The organism is Thioalkalivibrio sp. HL-Eb18 (assembly GCF_000364985.1).
Taxonomy (GTDB): domain Bacteria; phylum Pseudomonadota; class Gammaproteobacteria; order Ectothiorhodospirales; family Ectothiorhodospiraceae; genus Thioalkalivibrio.
Map to the genome: position 1 here is coordinate 1 of NZ_KB822962.1, position 14,725 is coordinate 14,725.

Annotated in this window: 15 protein-coding genes, 1 tRNA gene and 1 pseudogene; 12 read left to right on the top strand and 5 right to left on the bottom strand. The window is 63.9% G+C overall.

The annotated features are described in order from the left end of the window. On the top strand, positions 1–277 hold a 277-nt coding region (locus F813_RS0102790; RefSeq protein ID WP_026148115.1), incomplete at its 5' end, for a transposase. Positions 278–362: 85 nt separating this feature from the next. On the opposite strand, the gene F813_RS0102795 is transcribed toward F813_RS0102790, so the two are convergent. Together F813_RS0102795 and moaD are read right to left on the bottom strand one after the other, a co-directional pair. Beyond that, complete coding sequence (locus tag F813_RS0102795) at positions 363–800, bottom strand: molybdenum cofactor biosynthesis protein MoaE (protein WP_012983842.1); 438 nt, start codon at positions 798–800, stop codon at positions 363–365. 1 nt (position 801) lies between these two features. Further along, positions 802–1,035, bottom strand: a complete 234-nt coding sequence (moaD, locus tag F813_RS0102800) for a molybdopterin converting factor subunit 1 (protein WP_017925470.1) — start codon at positions 1,033–1,035, stop codon at positions 802–804. A gap of 45 nt (positions 1,036–1,080) precedes the next feature. Here moaD and moaC point away from each other — a divergent pair, with 45 nt between their 5' ends. The 5 genes from moaC to F813_RS0102825 all read left to right on the top strand — a co-directional run bounded on the left by moaC (position 1,081) and on the right by F813_RS0102825 (position 5,346). Next, on the top strand, positions 1,081–1,572 hold the full coding sequence (gene moaC / locus F813_RS0102805) for a cyclic pyranopterin monophosphate synthase MoaC (protein WP_017925471.1): 492 nt from the start codon (positions 1,081–1,083) through the stop codon (positions 1,570–1,572). Continuing rightward, positions 1,569–3,797, top strand: coding sequence for an AsmA family protein (locus tag F813_RS0102810; protein WP_017925472.1), 2,229 nt, complete (start codon positions 1,569–1,571; stop codon positions 3,795–3,797). The genes moaC and F813_RS0102810 overlap by 4 nt, the downstream gene beginning before the upstream one ends. Before the next feature lie 70 nt (positions 3,798–3,867). Further along, positions 3,868–4,923 (top strand): A/G-specific adenine glycosylase, encoded by a 1,056-nt coding sequence (mutY, locus tag F813_RS0102815; protein WP_017925473.1) that lies wholly within the window; start codon positions 3,868–3,870, stop codon positions 4,921–4,923. Next, positions 4,907–5,182, top strand: a complete 276-nt coding sequence (locus F813_RS0102820) for an oxidative damage protection protein (RefSeq protein WP_038059951.1) — start codon at positions 4,907–4,909, stop codon at positions 5,180–5,182. Before mutY ends, F813_RS0102820 begins: the two co-directional genes overlap by 17 nt. An 88-nt stretch (positions 5,183–5,270) precedes the next feature. Next, positions 5,271–5,346, top strand: a tRNA-Phe gene (locus F813_RS0102825). A gap of 126 nt (positions 5,347–5,472) precedes the next feature. Here F813_RS0102825 and F813_RS0102830 read toward each other — a convergent pair. Beyond that, positions 5,473–5,733, bottom strand: coding sequence for a helix-turn-helix domain-containing protein (locus F813_RS0102830; RefSeq protein ID WP_017925475.1), 261 nt, complete (start codon positions 5,731–5,733; stop codon positions 5,473–5,475). 159 nt (positions 5,734–5,892) lie between these two features. Here F813_RS0102830 and def point away from each other — a divergent pair. Continuing rightward, positions 5,893–6,430 (top strand): annotated as a pseudogene (gene def / locus F813_RS13515) (peptide deformylase). Positions 6,431–6,433: 3 nt separating this feature from the next. Here the strand turns inward: def and F813_RS0102840 are convergent. Both F813_RS0102840 and F813_RS0102845 read right to left on the bottom strand, forming a co-directional pair. Next, complete coding sequence (locus F813_RS0102840) at positions 6,434–6,853, bottom strand: SRPBCC family protein (protein ID WP_017925477.1); 420 nt, start codon at positions 6,851–6,853, stop codon at positions 6,434–6,436. 57 nt (positions 6,854–6,910) lie between these two features. Then, the gene (locus F813_RS0102845) at positions 6,911–7,231 is read right to left on the bottom strand and encodes a hypothetical protein (protein ID WP_017925478.1); all 321 of its coding nucleotides are present in this window, start codon (positions 7,229–7,231) and stop codon (positions 6,911–6,913) included. Positions 7,232–7,598: 367 nt separating this feature from the next. Between F813_RS0102845 and F813_RS0102850 the strand changes: the two genes are divergently transcribed. The 5 genes from F813_RS0102850 to F813_RS13905 all read left to right on the top strand — a co-directional run bounded on the left by F813_RS0102850 (position 7,599) and on the right by F813_RS13905 (position 14,718). Next, positions 7,599–10,235: a Z1 domain-containing protein gene (locus tag F813_RS0102850; RefSeq protein WP_017925479.1), complete on the top strand. Its 2,637-nt coding sequence runs from the start codon at positions 7,599–7,601 to the stop codon at positions 10,233–10,235. Next, the gene (locus F813_RS0102855; protein WP_017925480.1) at positions 10,225–11,241 is read left to right on the top strand and encodes a PD-(D/E)XK motif protein; all 1,017 of its coding nucleotides are present in this window, start codon (positions 10,225–10,227) and stop codon (positions 11,239–11,241) included. Before F813_RS0102850 ends, F813_RS0102855 begins: the two co-directional genes overlap by 11 nt. A gap of 352 nt (positions 11,242–11,593) precedes the next feature. Beyond that, positions 11,594–13,081 carry a hypothetical protein gene (locus F813_RS0102860; RefSeq protein WP_017925481.1) on the top strand — a complete coding sequence of 496 codons (1,488 nt, stop codon included), beginning with the start codon at positions 11,594–11,596 and terminating at the stop codon, positions 13,079–13,081. Continuing rightward, on the top strand, positions 13,074–13,967 hold the full coding sequence (locus F813_RS0102865; protein ID WP_017925482.1) for a hypothetical protein: 894 nt from the start codon (positions 13,074–13,076) through the stop codon (positions 13,965–13,967). Before F813_RS0102860 ends, F813_RS0102865 begins: the two co-directional genes overlap by 8 nt. Next, a complete protein-coding gene (locus tag F813_RS13905) occupies positions 13,957–14,718 on the top strand; it encodes a hypothetical protein (protein WP_081601277.1) in 762 nt (253 codons plus the stop codon). Before F813_RS0102865 ends, F813_RS13905 begins: the two co-directional genes overlap by 11 nt. Positions 14,719–14,725 lie beyond the last annotated feature (7 nt).

Genomic DNA, 14,725 nt, shown 5'->3' on the forward strand with positions numbered 1-14,725 from the left:
ACCGGTCCTGGAAGAATCGGGGACCACGGTCCGGCGGCCCTCGCGGTTGGCGAAGATCGGTTCCAGCCGACTGCGCAAGGCGCTCTACATGGCGGCGGTGGTGGCGACCCGGTACAACCCGGACGTGCGACACCAGCATCAACGTCTGCTGACACGCGGCAAGGCCAAGATGTCGGCGATCGGGGCGGCTATGCGCAAACTCCTGCACATCGCCTTCGGTGTGCTCAAATCCCAAACCCCGTATCAAGCCCGCCATGAAACCCCTTGCACCCCGTAGGGCAAGACGGTATCTACAGAGATTCTGCCGCCTCGCTGCGGCCGGGATGACCGGGGCTTTCAGACAGCCTCCGGGGGCGGAAGGATCAGAAACCGGGGGTGTTTTTCTCGACCCAGCGGTCGCTGCCGTCGGCGAGGCGTTCGCGCTTCCAGAACGGGGCCTCGTGCTTCAGGCGCTCGAGGATGTCGGAGCAGGCGTCGCGCGCCGCGATCCGGTGTGCGGACCAGGTGGCCACGAGCACCAGGGCATCACCGGGCCGAACGTCCCCTACGCGATGCGCGACCAGGCAGCCCAGCAGCGGCCAGCGCGACTCGGCCTCGGCGACGATGCGCTCCAGTTCGCGCTCGGTCATGCCGGGATAGTGCTCCAGGAACAGTCCGGTCACGGTGTCGTCTTCGTTGAAGTCGCGCATACGCCCGACAAACACACTGGCCGCCCCGCGCGCCTCGGCCGGGATGTCCCGCTCGGCACGGGCAACCAGCGCCCACGGGTCGAAGTCTTCGCTGTAGAGCTCGACCGCCACCTCAGCCCCCGGTCACCGGAGGAAAATAGGCGACCTCGTCGCCGTCCCGCACCAGTGTATCCAGCGCCGCCTGCTCCTGGTTGACCGCCACCATCAGGCGTTCCGGCGGGGCACCCCCATGCAGATGCCGCCAGAGATCGCCCACGGAGATCGATTCGGTGGGCAGCTCGGCCTGCTCGTCGGCGCGCCCCATTTCCTCGCGCAGGCGTGCAAAGTAGTGAACGGTTACGGTCATGCGGGCCCCTGTCATCACGGGTTCAAGTCAAGCATTATAACGACGATGAACGATCTCACTCACTTTGATGCCGAAGGCCATGCACACATGGTCGATGTCGGCGGCAAGTCGGTCACCCACCGGGTCGCGATTGCCGAAGGCCGCATCTACATGCAGCCGGAAACCCTGCAGCGGATCCGCGAAGGCCGCCATGCCAAGGGGGACGTTCTGGGGATCGCCCGCGTCGCGGGTATCATGGGCGCCAAGCGTACCGGTGACCTGATCCCGCTGTGCCACCCGATCGGTTTGACGCGTGTGGCCCTGGAACTGGATATCGAGAGTACCGCCGTCCGTGTGCAGGCGACCTGCGAGGTCCATGCCAAAACGGGCGTGGAGATGGAGGCCCTGACTGCGGTCTCCACCGCACTGCTGACGGTGTATGACATGTGCAAGGCCGTGGACCGCGGCATGGTGATCGATGGCGTGCGCCTGTTGGAGAAGCGTGGCGGCCGCAGCGGCACCTGGCGGGCGGACACGACGCAAGGAGAACCCCGATGAAATGGATCAAGCGCCTGCTGGCCCTGATCGCGATCCTGTTGCTGCTGGTCGTGATCGTCGCGATCTACCTGGTCGCGACCTTCGACGCCAACGACTACAAGGAACGCATCGAGGCCGAAGTCCGCGACGCCACCGGCCGCGAACTGACCCTGGAGGGCCCGATCGGCCTGACCTTCTTCCCCAACCTCGGTCTGCGCCTGGAAGAGGTTCGCTTCGGCAACGCCGAGGGCTTTGGCGACGACCCCTTCGCCGAACTGGATGTCGTTGATGTCTCCGTTGCGGTGATGCCGCTGCTGCGCCGCGAGCTGGACGTGCGCCACATCGAGGGTGATGGCGTACGCCTGAACCTGGCGCGCGACGAAGACGGGCGCACCAACTGGGAGGACCTGACCGAACGCGCCGAGAAGGCCCGCGACGACGCCGTCACCGGCGACAACGGCGAGGAACGCACCGCGACCGAATCACGCCTGGCCATGGAACGTATCGGTATCGCTGGCGTAACCCTGACCAACACCCGGGTGCACTGGGACGACCGCATGACGGGGCTGCAGGCCACACTGGACCCCTTCCGCCTGGAGGTCGGGCGCTTCCGCCCCGGCGTGGAGACGCCGCTTGAGATGGAGGCCGTGATCCGTGCCGAGGGCGGTGAGCTGGACGAGCCGGTGGAGTTCGCGATGGACCTTGGGGGCCTGATGAATGTGGACCTCCTGAGCAATCGCTATTCCATCCGCCGCCTGAACGCGAACCTTGGCGTGGAGGGCGCCGGGCTGCCGCGGCCGGTCGGCATCTCGCTGGAAACCGACGTCGCGCTGGAAGTCGCCGACGAGACCAAGATGCGCTTTGAACGCGTAACTGCGGGCCTTGGCGATGCACGGCTGACGGGCTTGATCGAGCTGGCCGGACTGGGCGCCGGCGAAGAGCTCTCCGTGCGCAGCGAACTGCGCAGCAACACCTTCTCGGTGCCGGACCTGATGGAAGGTCTCGGGCTCGAGCCACCCCAAACCAACGATCCGGACGCGTTCAAACGTGTGGCGCTGGACCTGTCGGCCAGTGGCAGTCTGACATCGCTGGAACTGAACCCATTCCTGATCACGGTCGATGACACCCGGCTGACCGGCAATGCCCGCTGGGACACCAGTGGCGAGCGGCCCCTTTTCGACTTCAATCTGAGCGGCAACGAGCTCAACCTTGATCGCTACCTGCCGCCCGAAGTGGAACGGGCCCGCACCGAGGGTGGCCCCTCCAATGGCGAACGCGATGACGATGACGACATCGCCATTGACCTGCCGGTAGAGCTGCTGCGCGGGATCGACGTACGGGGCGAAATGGCGCTGGAACGCCTGGAAGCCCTGGGCATGGTGATGCGCAACATCCAGCTGGAGATCCGCGCCAACGAAGGCGACTGGCGCATCGACCCGCTGGAAGCGCAGGCCTATGAAGGCCAGCTAAGCAGCCGAGTGCGGGTCGACGTACGCGAAGACACCCCGCGCTACGAACTGGCGGCCGACCTGGCCGACCTGGACATCGGTGCGCTGCTGGAGGATATGCAGGGCGACGACGCGCGACTCATGGGCATCGGCGACCTGGAACTGGATATCGCCACCCGTGGCAACACGGTAAACGCACTGCGCAGCGCGCTGAACGGCTCCGGCTCCATGCAGTTCTCCGACGGTGCCGTGCGCGGCATCAACGTCGCCCAGGTGATCCGTCGGGCAGAGGCACGCCTGCGCGGCGAGCAGCTGGAAGAAGACGAACCCAACCAGACCGACTTCAGCGACCTGACCGGCACCTTCGATATTCGCGATGGCGTCGTGCACAACGACGACCTGGTCGCCAACTCCCCGCTCCTGCGCATACGCGGCGAGGGCAGCGCCGACCTCACGGACGACACCCTCGACTATCTCGTGAACACCACGATCGTTGGCACCCTCGAGGGCCAGGGCGGACGCCCCCTGGAAGACCTGAGCGGCATCCGCCTGCCGATCCGAATTACAGGTACCTTTGGCGACCCGAGTTTCCGCCTCGACCTGGAAGACATCCTGCGCGAGCGCTTCGAGGGTGATGTACGCGACCGCCTGCGCGAAGAAGAAGACCGCCTGCGGGATCGCCTGATGCAGCGCCTCGACAGTGATCGCAGCGACGACGCCGAAGGCGAGTCCGAAGAATCCGGCGAGCGCGACCTGCGCCGCGAGCTGGAGCGCGGCCTGCGCGAGCGCCTGCGGTAATCGTGCCGGCGAACTCGGCATTCAAGTGGCCGGCCTTCGAGGTCGGCCACTTCGTTTCAATACCCCCGCGATGACCCCCTTTGCCGAACGCCTGCTCGGCTGGTTCGACCAGCACGGACGCAGCGACCTCCCCTGGCAGCACCCGCGCACGCCCTATCGCGTCTGGGTCTCCGAGATCATGCTGCAGCAAACGCGCGTGGAGACGGTGATCCCGTACTTCCAGCGTTTCATGGAACACTTCCCCGACGTCGAAGCACTCGCGGCCGCCGACCAGGACACGGTCCTGCACCTGTGGTCCGGACTCGGCTACTACGCCCGCGCCCGCAACCTGCATCGCGCCGCGCAGCAGATCGCCAGCGAGCATGGAGGGAGCTTTCCGGACACGCGCGAGGCCCTGGAGGAGCTACCCGGCATCGGACGCTCCACAGCGGCCGCGATCATCGCCCAGGCGCACGACCGTCCGGAGCCCATCCTGGACGGCAACGCCAAGCGCGTCCTCGCCCGGCACGCGACCATCGAAGGCTGGCCCGGCAACCCGGCCGTCCAGCGCGCGCTGTGGGCCGAGGCGGAGGCACGCACCCCGGCCACCCGCTGCGCCGACTACACCCAGGCCATCATGGACCTCGGCGCCCTGCTGTGTACGCGCACCCGCCCGGACTGCCGGCATTGCCCCGTGGCCAGCGACTGCCAGGCACTTGCGCAAGGCCGGACCGGAGAGCTGCCCGCGCCGCGCCCGCGCAAGGACCTGCCCACACGGATTCGCCACGCCGCCCACCTGCAGACCGCGCAGGGGAGCCTGCTGGTACAACGCGCGGCACAGGGCATCTGGGGCGGACTGTACAGCCTCCCCGAAGCCGCCGAGGCGCCCGAACTCGACGCCTGGGTGCGCACCCAGTGGCCACAGGCCGAGGCAAACGAGACCATCGGGCTGCGTCACACCTTCAGCCACTACCACCTCGATCTGCGCATCCACCGCTACCACCTCCCGCCGAACGCGTGTGGGATCATGGAAGGCGACAGGGCGATTTGGTATAAACCCGGCACATCACGGGCGGTCGGCATCCCGGCTCCCATCCAGCGTTATCTGCACGAACACAAGGATTCCGGCAATGGCACGAACCGTTAACTGCGTGAAACTTGGCCAGGAGGCCGAAGGCCTGGACTTCCCGCCCTATCCCGGCGAGATGGGCAAGAAGATCTACCTGAACGTGTCCAAGGAGGCCTGGCAGGCCTGGCTGAGCCACCAGACCATGCTGATCAACGAATACCGCCTGACCCCGGTCGACCCCAAGGCGCGCAAGTTCCTCGAAGAGGAAATGGAAAAGTTCCTGTTCGGCGAAGGCTCGGAAAAGCCGGAAGGCTTCGTCGACCCGAACCAGTCCTGATTCCCGGCGGCTCGGCGGCTGCTTGACGTAGCCGCCCCGGACCGCTTTAATACCGCCCTTCGCCCAACGGGCGGATCCCTCCGAAAATGGCCGGGTAGCTCAGTCGGTAGAGCAGGGGATTGAAAATCCCCGTGTCGGCGGTTCGATTCCGTCCCCGGCCACCATTATCTCTCCTGTGGCACCATCCTTCCCATGAGCGTTCGCCGTATTCTGCGCGTGGACCCCCGACGTGCGTCGTGCCTTCGGCCTGGTACCTGATCCGACTTTGAGCGCCCCCAATGGCTTGATGGCTATGCGGCCGACTCATGCTCGACATTCCAGCCCGGGAATACGAGTACGGCGGGGTGGCAGCGCAATGCCCTTGCCAGGACCTTGGCACGATCAACACCGAGACGTACACGGTCATTCTCGATGGCCGAAATGGTCGACTGGGGGATCCCGGAGGCATTCGCCAGATCGTTCTGGCTCATTTCCTGAAGCTCACGCAGGATCCGGACCGATTCGCCAACCGAAACCTCGACCCTCCTGTCTGCCTTGCGATAATCACTCATGTCACGCCCTCCCGTAATCGTGGGGAGTTACTACCTTCTCGACCTGTACAAGGACCTTGGGATACGACTCCGGAAAGGTGGCAGCCGGCCAGGTCATTTCCTCTTCAAATGCGCCGGGCAGCGAACGTTCTTCGTCGCTGTGGCACCATTGATGATGCCATGAGCGTTCGCCGTATTCTGCGTATGGGGCACCCCGATCTGCGTCGCGTCTGCGACCCGGTACCCGACTCGGACTTTGACAGCCCCGGGCTCTACGCCCTGGTGGACGACCTCGTCGATACCATGCACGCCAACGAAGGCCTCGGCCTGGCTGCTGCCCAGATCGGCGTTCCGCAACGCGTGGCTGTGATCGAGATCCAGCCGGGCAATACCCGCTACCCCCGGCGCCGTGCCGACCGGCCGTCTGGTGCTGGTGAACCCCGTGGTCACCGTGCTTGACCCGACCCCGCAACGCTACTGGGAAGGCTGCCTCTCCGTACCGGGCCTGCGCGGGGGGGTCGCCCGGCCGCGCCACATCGCCGTGGACTACCGCGAGCCCGACGGCACGCCCCGCCACCTGGAACCCGAAGGCTTCCTCGCCACCGTCTTCCAGCACGAGATCGACCACCTCGATGGCACCCTGTTCATCGACCGCGTCACCGACACCACCCGCCTCGCCTTCCTCGACGAATACCGCGAGTTTCACGCGGAGCACTAGGGCTCATGGCCCGTGGAGGCGCGGCCAGGCGTTGCGCACCACCTCCGCCCCCAGCGCATCCAGCAACGGGTGGGCCGCCAGGCCGAGCAGGCCGTCGGTCAGGGGATTCTCGTCGCCGCAGCGCACGGCCAGTTCCAGATGCGTACCGCGCGCGCTCGGCGTCAGCCGGTAGCAGCCCTCGCAGGACAAGCCGGCCAGCGCGCGCCAGCCAAGCAGACGCGGCGGGAGCGCGACCAGCACCTCCACATCGAAGACCAGCGGCACCCCGGCCACCCGCACACTCCAGCGGTAGCGCTCGGGCCCGACGCGGGTGATGGACTCGATAGCCTCGCTGTAGGCGGCGAACGCCTCTACCCGCGCCATCAGATCGAACACCGCCTCCGGAGCGGCGTCGATCTCCATCTCGTGGTGGATCACTGACATCGCCCACCGCTCCAGGTTGAAGAAGCGCCGCCGGTCGGACCGACGACCCAGGCCCGATCAGTCGTGCACGATGATGCGGGAGCCCGCGGCGTCGATATCCACGCGCGAGCTGGAGTAGGCGCAGGCCTTCGCTAGGTCTTCCAGTCCTGGCATGTCATTGAGCTCCGCCAGCCGATGCAGAAGACTGCCGCCTTCGCAGTCACGCGGCATACCGTTCTCGTCCAGCGTGCAGCCGAATTCGCCCTCGTTCACCGACCAGTCCATGTCGGCCGGCATCTTCAGCACCACCGGCTCCTCGTGCATCACCTGGAACTTCGCCCGCATGGCGTTCTTGCCGTCCTGCCAGTCGAGCACCGGCATGTTGTCTACGCTGCGCATGGTGTGCCTCCTTCGCGATTCCGCGAGATTGCAACGGATTCCGTCGGGCCGTTCCCTCCCGCTTCCTTTTGACGCTAGACCCCGTCGTTGCAGCGGTCAAAGGCGACCCCGGTGGCGATGGGGAAGGGGCTATGCCGCATTTCATCAACGGCATGGTGGATTGCTTCGGGGAGGGACAGCGCAGGGCAAAAGGCAAGGTCTGACCCCGGCGATCGGTCTGACCCCGGCGATCACGGGAACAGCCCTGTTTCTAGGCGCCCACGCTGGTAGGATCCTGAGCAGGAGTACAGGAATGCGCTTGATGAGAGCCGGACATTATTCTTGTCCCAGAATGCTCTCTGGATAACACGGAGAAGGGGCCACTTCATTGGACGAAGATACCGCTAAGTACTTTAGCAAGCGTCAGGTCGAGAAGCTCAAGGACCGCTTCAGGAAAGAACTCCGGGCTGCGCGCTCGCCCCAGCAGGCCCGCGAAGAGATTCAGGAACTGATCGAGGATCTTCTCGAGGTCGACAAGGAGTTAGCCTGGCGGCTCGCTGAGGACATCGAACAAATGGTTCTGGCTGACATGGCCGCGATCCGGGAACGCGATGTCCCAGTCATCGAAGCCCGCGGGCGCACGCGCTGGTATGCCGGCCCGCAACCGGATGACCTGTTCTGGCCGAGTCTTGAACGTCACCTCCTCGAGGACAAGCACTGGAGCGCGGACTCGGTCCAGTCGATCGACGAGCATTCCTCGTCCATCGTCGCGAGGCTCGCACCGCCGGAATCACCGGAAAAGTTCTCGGCCCGCGGGCTCGTCGTCGGCTATGTGCAATCCGGCAAGACGGCCAACATGACCGCAGTGATTGCCAAGGCCCTGGATTCGGGCTACCGCCTTGTGATTATTCTGGCCGGAGTCACGGATGCCTTGCGTACCCAGACCCAGGAGCGGATGGAGGAGGATCTGGTTGCCGCCCACCCGGAACTCTGGGATCACCTGACTACCTGGGAGCAGGATTTCGATGCCGGGACGCGCCAGAACTTGGTGGAACCTAGGAAAGGCGGCATCCTTGCCGTCGTCAAGAAGAACACCCACGTTCTTGCGAGGTTGAGGGATTTTCTCGAGCAGACCGCGCTCTCGACACGCATGAAGCTGCCGGCCCTGGTGATCGATGACGAGACCGACCAGGCTAGCCCTGATGTCGCCAAGAAGACAGACGAAGACCCCACCACCATCAACAGGCGCATCCGGGAGATCCTCAGGCGTCTGCCCAAGTGCTCCTATGTCGGGTATACCGCGACGCCTTTTGCGAACGTCCTGATCAATCCGGGGGCGGAAGGGAACGAAGAATACGACCGCGACCTGTACCCGCGAGATTTTATTGTGTCGATTCCCGCGCCCGCGGATTACTTCGGTGCGGAGCGATTGTTCGGGCGTGACCTGCTGTCGGCCGATGATCCCGGGCCTTCCGGTGACGGTGTTGACGTTATCCGGACGATCCGCGAAGAAGACATCGAGACCATCCAGGGACTCGAAAAGGGAGAGGCGGGTCCTGACCAGGGGTTGCCCTCGTCGTTGCAGGAAGCACTCCTGTGGTTCGTGCTGGCGACGGCGGCGAGAACGGCGCACGGTGATGAGGTGCATTCAACGATGCTGCTGCACACCAGTCGCCTTACCGAAGCCCACCAGAACCTCGAGCTGACGGTCCGGAGTTTCCTTGCCCAATTTCGCGATACTCCGGCAGCGGCCCGGCACAAGATGCTCAAGGACATCTGGGAGCGCGAGTATCCGCTCCAGCCGGCAACTGCGTTCGGCAGGGAACCGCTGGCCACCGACACCGTCCTGGAGCAAACGGACAAGGTCCTGGCGCGCACGCTGGTGGCTCAGGACAACTACGTGAGTGAAACGCGTCTTGAGTTTCCCAGGGACGGAGAACCTGTATGGGCGGTCATCATCGGGGGTGACCGGCTGGCCCGAGGAGTGACCTTGCCGGGTCTGGTCGTCAGTTATTTCGGGCGCAATGCCCGACAGTACGACACCCTGATGCAGATGGGGCGCTGGTTCGGTTATCGACACGGCTATGAGGAATTGCCGCGGATCTGGATGACTGCTGCAACAATGTCAAGTTTCCGTGAGCTGGCGACGATCGAGGCCGAATTGAGGGAGGAGATTTCCTATTACCGGGATGGCTCCATACGCCCGATAGACTGGGGTGTCCGCATTCGGAAAGTTCCCGGCATGCTGGTTACCCGGCGGCCCGCAATGCAGCACACGAAGGAAGCTGCATTGTCGTATTCCGGTGAGCACCTGCAGACTATCCGCTTCTACCACAGGGACACGGCCTGGCTGCAGCGGAACTGGCAGGCTGGTGGCCGCCTTCTGACACGGGCGGTGGATGACCCGAGTGTGCAAACCGAGCATCGGCAGAATGCGTTCCTGGTGCGGAACGTACCGGTGGACGCGATTCTCGAGTTCCTGCGTAACTACCAGACCTGTCGGGAACAGGTTCGCACCAACACCAAGGCACTGCGGGAGTACATCGAGAAGTACGAGTCCGCCGAACTGAGGCGCTGGAATGTGGCGGTAATGATGCCCGCCAGCGCGAAACCGGGAAGCCTGGCCCTTGGGCCGGTTGATCCGCTAAGGCTCGTCAACCGTGCTGCGCTCCAGAAGTCCCTTGAGCATTGCACCGACATCAAGGCGTTGATGTCTCGCATGGACATCCTGGTGGATACGGCCGGGCCCGTTCCCGAGAGGCGGGATTGGCCAGCGCTCAAGGATCATCGAGCGAAGGAGTACGGCGGGGAGCCGCCTCCTCTGCTGTTGCTGTATCCCATCGACAAGGATTCCGAACCGCGGGACACGCAGTCGACCACGCGCCAGTCGCTGGGTGCGGCGCACGACGTTCTCGGAATGGGGGTTGTGTTCCCGGAAGATCCAAGAGGTTTCAGCGGACACTACATCACAGTCTCCCTGGACGAGGTTGTGGCTGACGAGGAGGATGATCCGGATGGAGCATGAGACGGACGAACAGCTCGCGCCGCCCGAGATCCTCTGGTTCTGGGAAAGCCTCGCCCGGCGCGTCGGCGAAAGCGACGATGGCTGGCTCGAGCCGAAGGGGTGTGGCCTGGGCGATCGTTTCATGCTGGCCCTTGGCGAGGCGGGGGCGCCGGCGGTGATGGTCGCCATCGAGCCTGACGAAAAGGGCTCCGATGGTCTCTCGGGAAGGAACGTGGAAATTGTCACGCGCACGGTGTCGACTGATGGCCGCCGTCAGCGTGTCATCCGTCTGACCTGCCGGGAACCACGGCTGCGGCAGGTGTTCGCGGAACTGGTCGCCAGTATTCATCGGCGGATGTGCCAGGGGCGTTCCGGACAATCTGCCGTGCGGGACGCGGTAATGGATTTCCGGCGCCTGTTGGACGGTGGCGCTGGCGAGGCCATCAGCCGCGAAATCGCCGCAGGGCTGGCGGGCGAACTGATGCTCTTGCGGGACCTGGTGAAGCTGGACGCGGGGGGCTGGAGCGCATGGGAGGGCCCCCTTGGGGGTGAACACGACTTCCATCGCAATGGGCGCTCGTTCGAAGTGAAGACCTCCACGCGGCGCGCAGCAACCACGGTAGAGATCCACGGCATCCGTCAGCTCGACCCCCCGCCCAATGGGCTTCACCTCGTTCATCAGACGCTTGTCCCCGACCCCGAGGGCGAGATCTCCGTGCCGGCCCTCGTCGAGGCGCTGCATCAGGAAGTTTCGGATCCGGCGTCACTTTCGGAACGCCTGCTGGCGGTCGACTACTCGAATCTGTCGGCCAGCCGCTGGGAGGCCCATCGCTTCAGTGCCGGCCCGCGGCGATTCTTCGAAGTCGATTCCGACTTTCCCCGACTGACACCCGATCGGCTTGCCCGCGGCGCACTCGATCCCGGTATTGATTCCATCACGTTCTCCCTTCGCCTCGATGCAGTGGTGAAATGGGAAGTTCCGCGCGACGAAAGCGACAAGATTCTCCAGGGATTCGTGCATGCATAACCTTCGTGTCGTCCGCTCCAGCGAGCCTTACAGCGATTACGGCAACTTGTCGGGCGAGGGCGCGAGACGGTTGCTAGGAACGCCGGCAACTGAACCGCTCCTGACCGCAATACGCGAAAGCGTGCAGAACAGCTGGGATGCCCACCTTCCGAACACCAGGCCGACTTACCTTCTCAGACTTCGAACCCTGTCTCCCGAAGAGTACCGGTTTCTACGGGAGGTGGTTTTCCGCGACCTGTCGCCTGACCCCGGGTCACCTCTTCGGGGTCTATTCCGGAGAAATGAGATTCGAGTTGCCGAAATTTGTGACTTCGGGACCCACGGACTGACCGGCAAGACACGCCCTTCGGAAGTGACCGAGGAAGAGGACTCCAGATTTGTCCGCTTCCTGAGAAACATCGGTGCACCGAGAAGGGAGGGCAGCCACTCCGGTGGAACTTACGGTTACGGAAAGTCTTCGCTCTTTTCCCTAGGCTCCTGCCAGACCGTTGTGGTCGACAGCCTGACGCAGGAGGAGGACGGCACGAGCGAGCGGCGCTTTATGGCCAGCCGGATGGGCGAAGAATTTTATGACCCGGAGACCGGCCGCAGCTTTACAGGCCGACACTGGTGGGGAGCGGGTGCTCCCGCCGGCGGCGCGGTGGACCCTGTCAGAAACGAGGAAGCCACCCGCCTTGCGGACGGGCTGGGGATGCCCGACCGCAAGGGGCGCAGTGGTACATCAGTGATGATCCTCGACCCGACACTGGAAGTGGAATGGGACGATCACGAGGGTCTTGCCGAACACGTCCAGAAGGCGTTCCTGTGGTTCTTCTGGCCGAAGATGGTGCCGTGGCCCGGCCAGCCCCTGAGCCCCATGGAATTTGCTCTAGAAGTGGAGGGTCAGCCATGCGAAATTCCCTCGGTCGAGTCGACGCCGCCCTTTCACCTCTATGCAGAGGCCCTTCAACAGGTTCGGTCGGCGCCGAACGGGGACACCAGAGAAGTTCGAAGCAGGCGACCGAAAGCGCACTTGGGCTGGATGGGATATCAGCGCGGCCTTCACGAGGAACGGACCTTCGACAGTGATCGGGATGTGGGCATTTCCATCCCGGATGTCAGCCGCCATGTGGCCTTGATGCGACCTGCCGAACTGGTCGTGAAGTATCTCGAAGGAACGCCGCTGCCCAACAACCGCCTCGAATGGGCTGGCGTGTTTGTGTGCAGTAACGACGAGGAGATCGAGCAGGCGTTCGCGGCCTCGGAGCCGCCGACCCATGATGACTGGAATCCCAGGTCATTGCCGAAATCTCCGAAGCGAACCTACGTCAACGTCGCATTGACCCGTATCAAGGAGCTGATGGATGAGCTGAACCCCGAGCGGCGCGACCCTTCCGGTGGCGCATCGGAAGGACTGGCCCCAGCCGCCGACATGCTCGGAGGCGCTCTTCTCTCGGGGGACGGCGATCGCGCACTGCCTCGCCATCGCCCAAAGGGCGGCCACAGCAAGCCGCGGGCATTGAAACTGTCAGGGCTGAAGCTGGAGAAGCTGGCAGCGGAGGGGCAGAAGACGGTCGCCACCTTCCGGTTCCAGGTCGTGGGGCGTGCGGGAACCAGCGTCGTCCTGTCCGCGGACCCCGCCATCGTGACGGAAGGGAGCGGCGAGTTGCTCGGTATTGCTCCGGATGGCGACAAGCCGGAAATCCGGGGATGGAATCTGTCAGGTGAGAACCATTCGCCATCCGAGTCTCTGGAAGTTTGCCTGCCCGAAGACTCAACCGAAGGAGAGCTTCGGGTGACTGTTCCGGTCGGCGTGGCTGTACGGCCCCGTCTAGCGGTCCGGGAGGCAGCAGATGAGTGAGGTCTTCGCATTTCCATTCCTGCGACCCAGTGTATCCCGCATTGAAGCTGGGCCCTGGATGGGGCCGGACACCGATGGTACGTGCGTGCTTCCGGAACTGCTCCCGGACTGGGATTATTCGGTCAGTCTCGGTCTACAACGCACGCTGGAACTTGACCTAGAGGGTTTGTGGAGTGACACAGGACTCGGACCGTCCTCGAGTCTTCTGTTGCATGTATATGCCGCGACCGGGGAGCTCAAGCTGCGAAAGTGCATATTTGAACGGGCACTCAGGGATTGCTCCGGGAGCGTACAGCTCGACATTGGGCCCCTGGAGCTCGAAGGGGCCGAGCTGCAGGGCTACATCGACCTTGTGACAGTCCTTTCGGTCGAACGCGCAGAGCGTATCGAGCGGCTTGCGCCGATGGCTCCGGGCAGCCGATTGTGGGAAGACGAGTTCAGGTGCCGACTCGAAGGAGGAGGCGGCAGGCTGCCGATGGAGGCCAGAGACTTTTCCGAAGTTTCAGCACAGTACGCCTTGGCGCCCTGGTACTTCCGGCTCGAGGAAAGCCGACTCGACGACCGGTTTGAAGCGGCGTTTCAGGTAATCCTTAACACCAAGCGGCAGGATGTTCTCGACGCAGTTTCGCGCAAGGACACCCTTATGATGCCCATCCTGCAAGGTGACCTCGTCCGCCACATTTTGGCCCGCCTGCTCCGCAGTGAGGAATTCACCCTGCGCGCCGAGGATTACCCAAACGGCAGCATTGGTGCCGTTGCTGCCGCGTGGCTCGATGCGGCATTCCCCGACCAGACAGCGGGGCAAATCCGGGACATGTTCGAGCAGCGTCCTGCAGATTTCGAAGCAATAGTGTTCGCCGTGTTTGGAGGGCAGCATGACGGTTGAGCTGTTCCCCAGACTTGACGGCTTTGCCGCCGACGCATTGTGGAACGAGGTCGCTCGGCTCTGTGGTCCGGTCGAGTTCGAGGATGTGCGCCATCCATCCGCCACATTTACGGCCACTGGCGGGACAAGGTGCAACTTCGACAAGCTGCGTCGCATCCGGAATGATCTTGTCCGGCTCGCCCGTGAACATGGATTTCCGGATACGCGCGGTGACGAAGAGGTCCGTCAGTTTGATTTTCGCGCCGCCCGCTATCTGGCTGAGGACGCTGGGATCCCCGCCTGCGAGGCATGTCGCAAGGGAGTCTGGGCGTACTTCACTCTGGTCTTGATGCCGGATCTGACCGATTGGCGATTCCCAGGACGAAAGCGCGAACGCTGGGCGGGCGGTATCCGTAATACATTTGGGGTCCTGTGGCGGCGTGGTTATCTAATCGGGGCCGACCACAATGATGGTCGCGGGCCAGGCTGGAACAGCCTCGAGCCACTCACACAAGATGCCCTTGTGCAAATCATTGAGCGCCCGGATCTTTCTGCCAGCCCAAGAACTGCACGGACGATCGCATCAGTCTGGAAGCGGATACGGCAGGAAAACCCCGGTGTTCCCATGGAAGCCCTGACTCGCGATGCCATTCGCAACCTCACTGCGTACCGAGTAACGCAGGACATCGACGGGCTTGGGGACAACGAGCTTCTAGGAAGAGTCAGCGCGGTATTTAACTCGGCCCTGAGAAATTTCTCTCGTCCGGGGTGACCGCGGC

What these genes read in the sequence shown, in the direction of transcription:
- moaD (WP_017925470.1), bottom strand. Translation starts at nt 1,035, where the DNA reads ATGACCGTAACCGTTCACTACTTTGCACGCCTGCGCGAGGAAATGGGG.
- moaC (WP_017925471.1), top strand. Translation starts at nt 1,081, where the DNA reads ATGAACGATCTCACTCACTTTGATGCCGAAGGCCATGCACACATGGTC.
- F813_RS0102810 (WP_017925472.1), top strand. Translation starts at nt 1,569, where the DNA reads ATGAAATGGATCAAGCGCCTGCTGGCCCTGATCGCGATCCTGTTGCTG.
- mutY (WP_017925473.1), top strand. Translation starts at nt 3,868, where the DNA reads ATGACCCCCTTTGCCGAACGCCTGCTCGGCTGGTTCGACCAGCACGGA.
- F813_RS0102820 (WP_038059951.1), top strand. Translation starts at nt 4,907, where the DNA reads ATGGCACGAACCGTTAACTGCGTGAAACTTGGCCAGGAGGCCGAAGGC.
- F813_RS0102830 (WP_017925475.1), bottom strand. Translation starts at nt 5,733, where the DNA reads ATGAGTGATTATCGCAAGGCAGACAGGAGGGTCGAGGTTTCGGTTGGC.
- F813_RS0102840 (WP_017925477.1), bottom strand. Translation starts at nt 6,853, where the DNA reads ATGTCAGTGATCCACCACGAGATGGAGATCGACGCCGCTCCGGAGGCG.
- F813_RS0102845 (WP_017925478.1), bottom strand. Translation starts at nt 7,231, where the DNA reads ATGCGCAGCGTAGACAACATGCCGGTGCTCGACTGGCAGGACGGCAAG.
- F813_RS0102855 (WP_017925480.1), top strand. Translation starts at nt 10,225, where the DNA reads ATGGAGCATGAGACGGACGAACAGCTCGCGCCGCCCGAGATCCTCTGG.
- F813_RS0102865 (WP_017925482.1), top strand. Translation starts at nt 13,074, where the DNA reads ATGAGTGAGGTCTTCGCATTTCCATTCCTGCGACCCAGTGTATCCCGC.
- F813_RS13905 (WP_081601277.1), top strand. Translation starts at nt 13,957, where the DNA reads ATGACGGTTGAGCTGTTCCCCAGACTTGACGGCTTTGCCGCCGACGCA.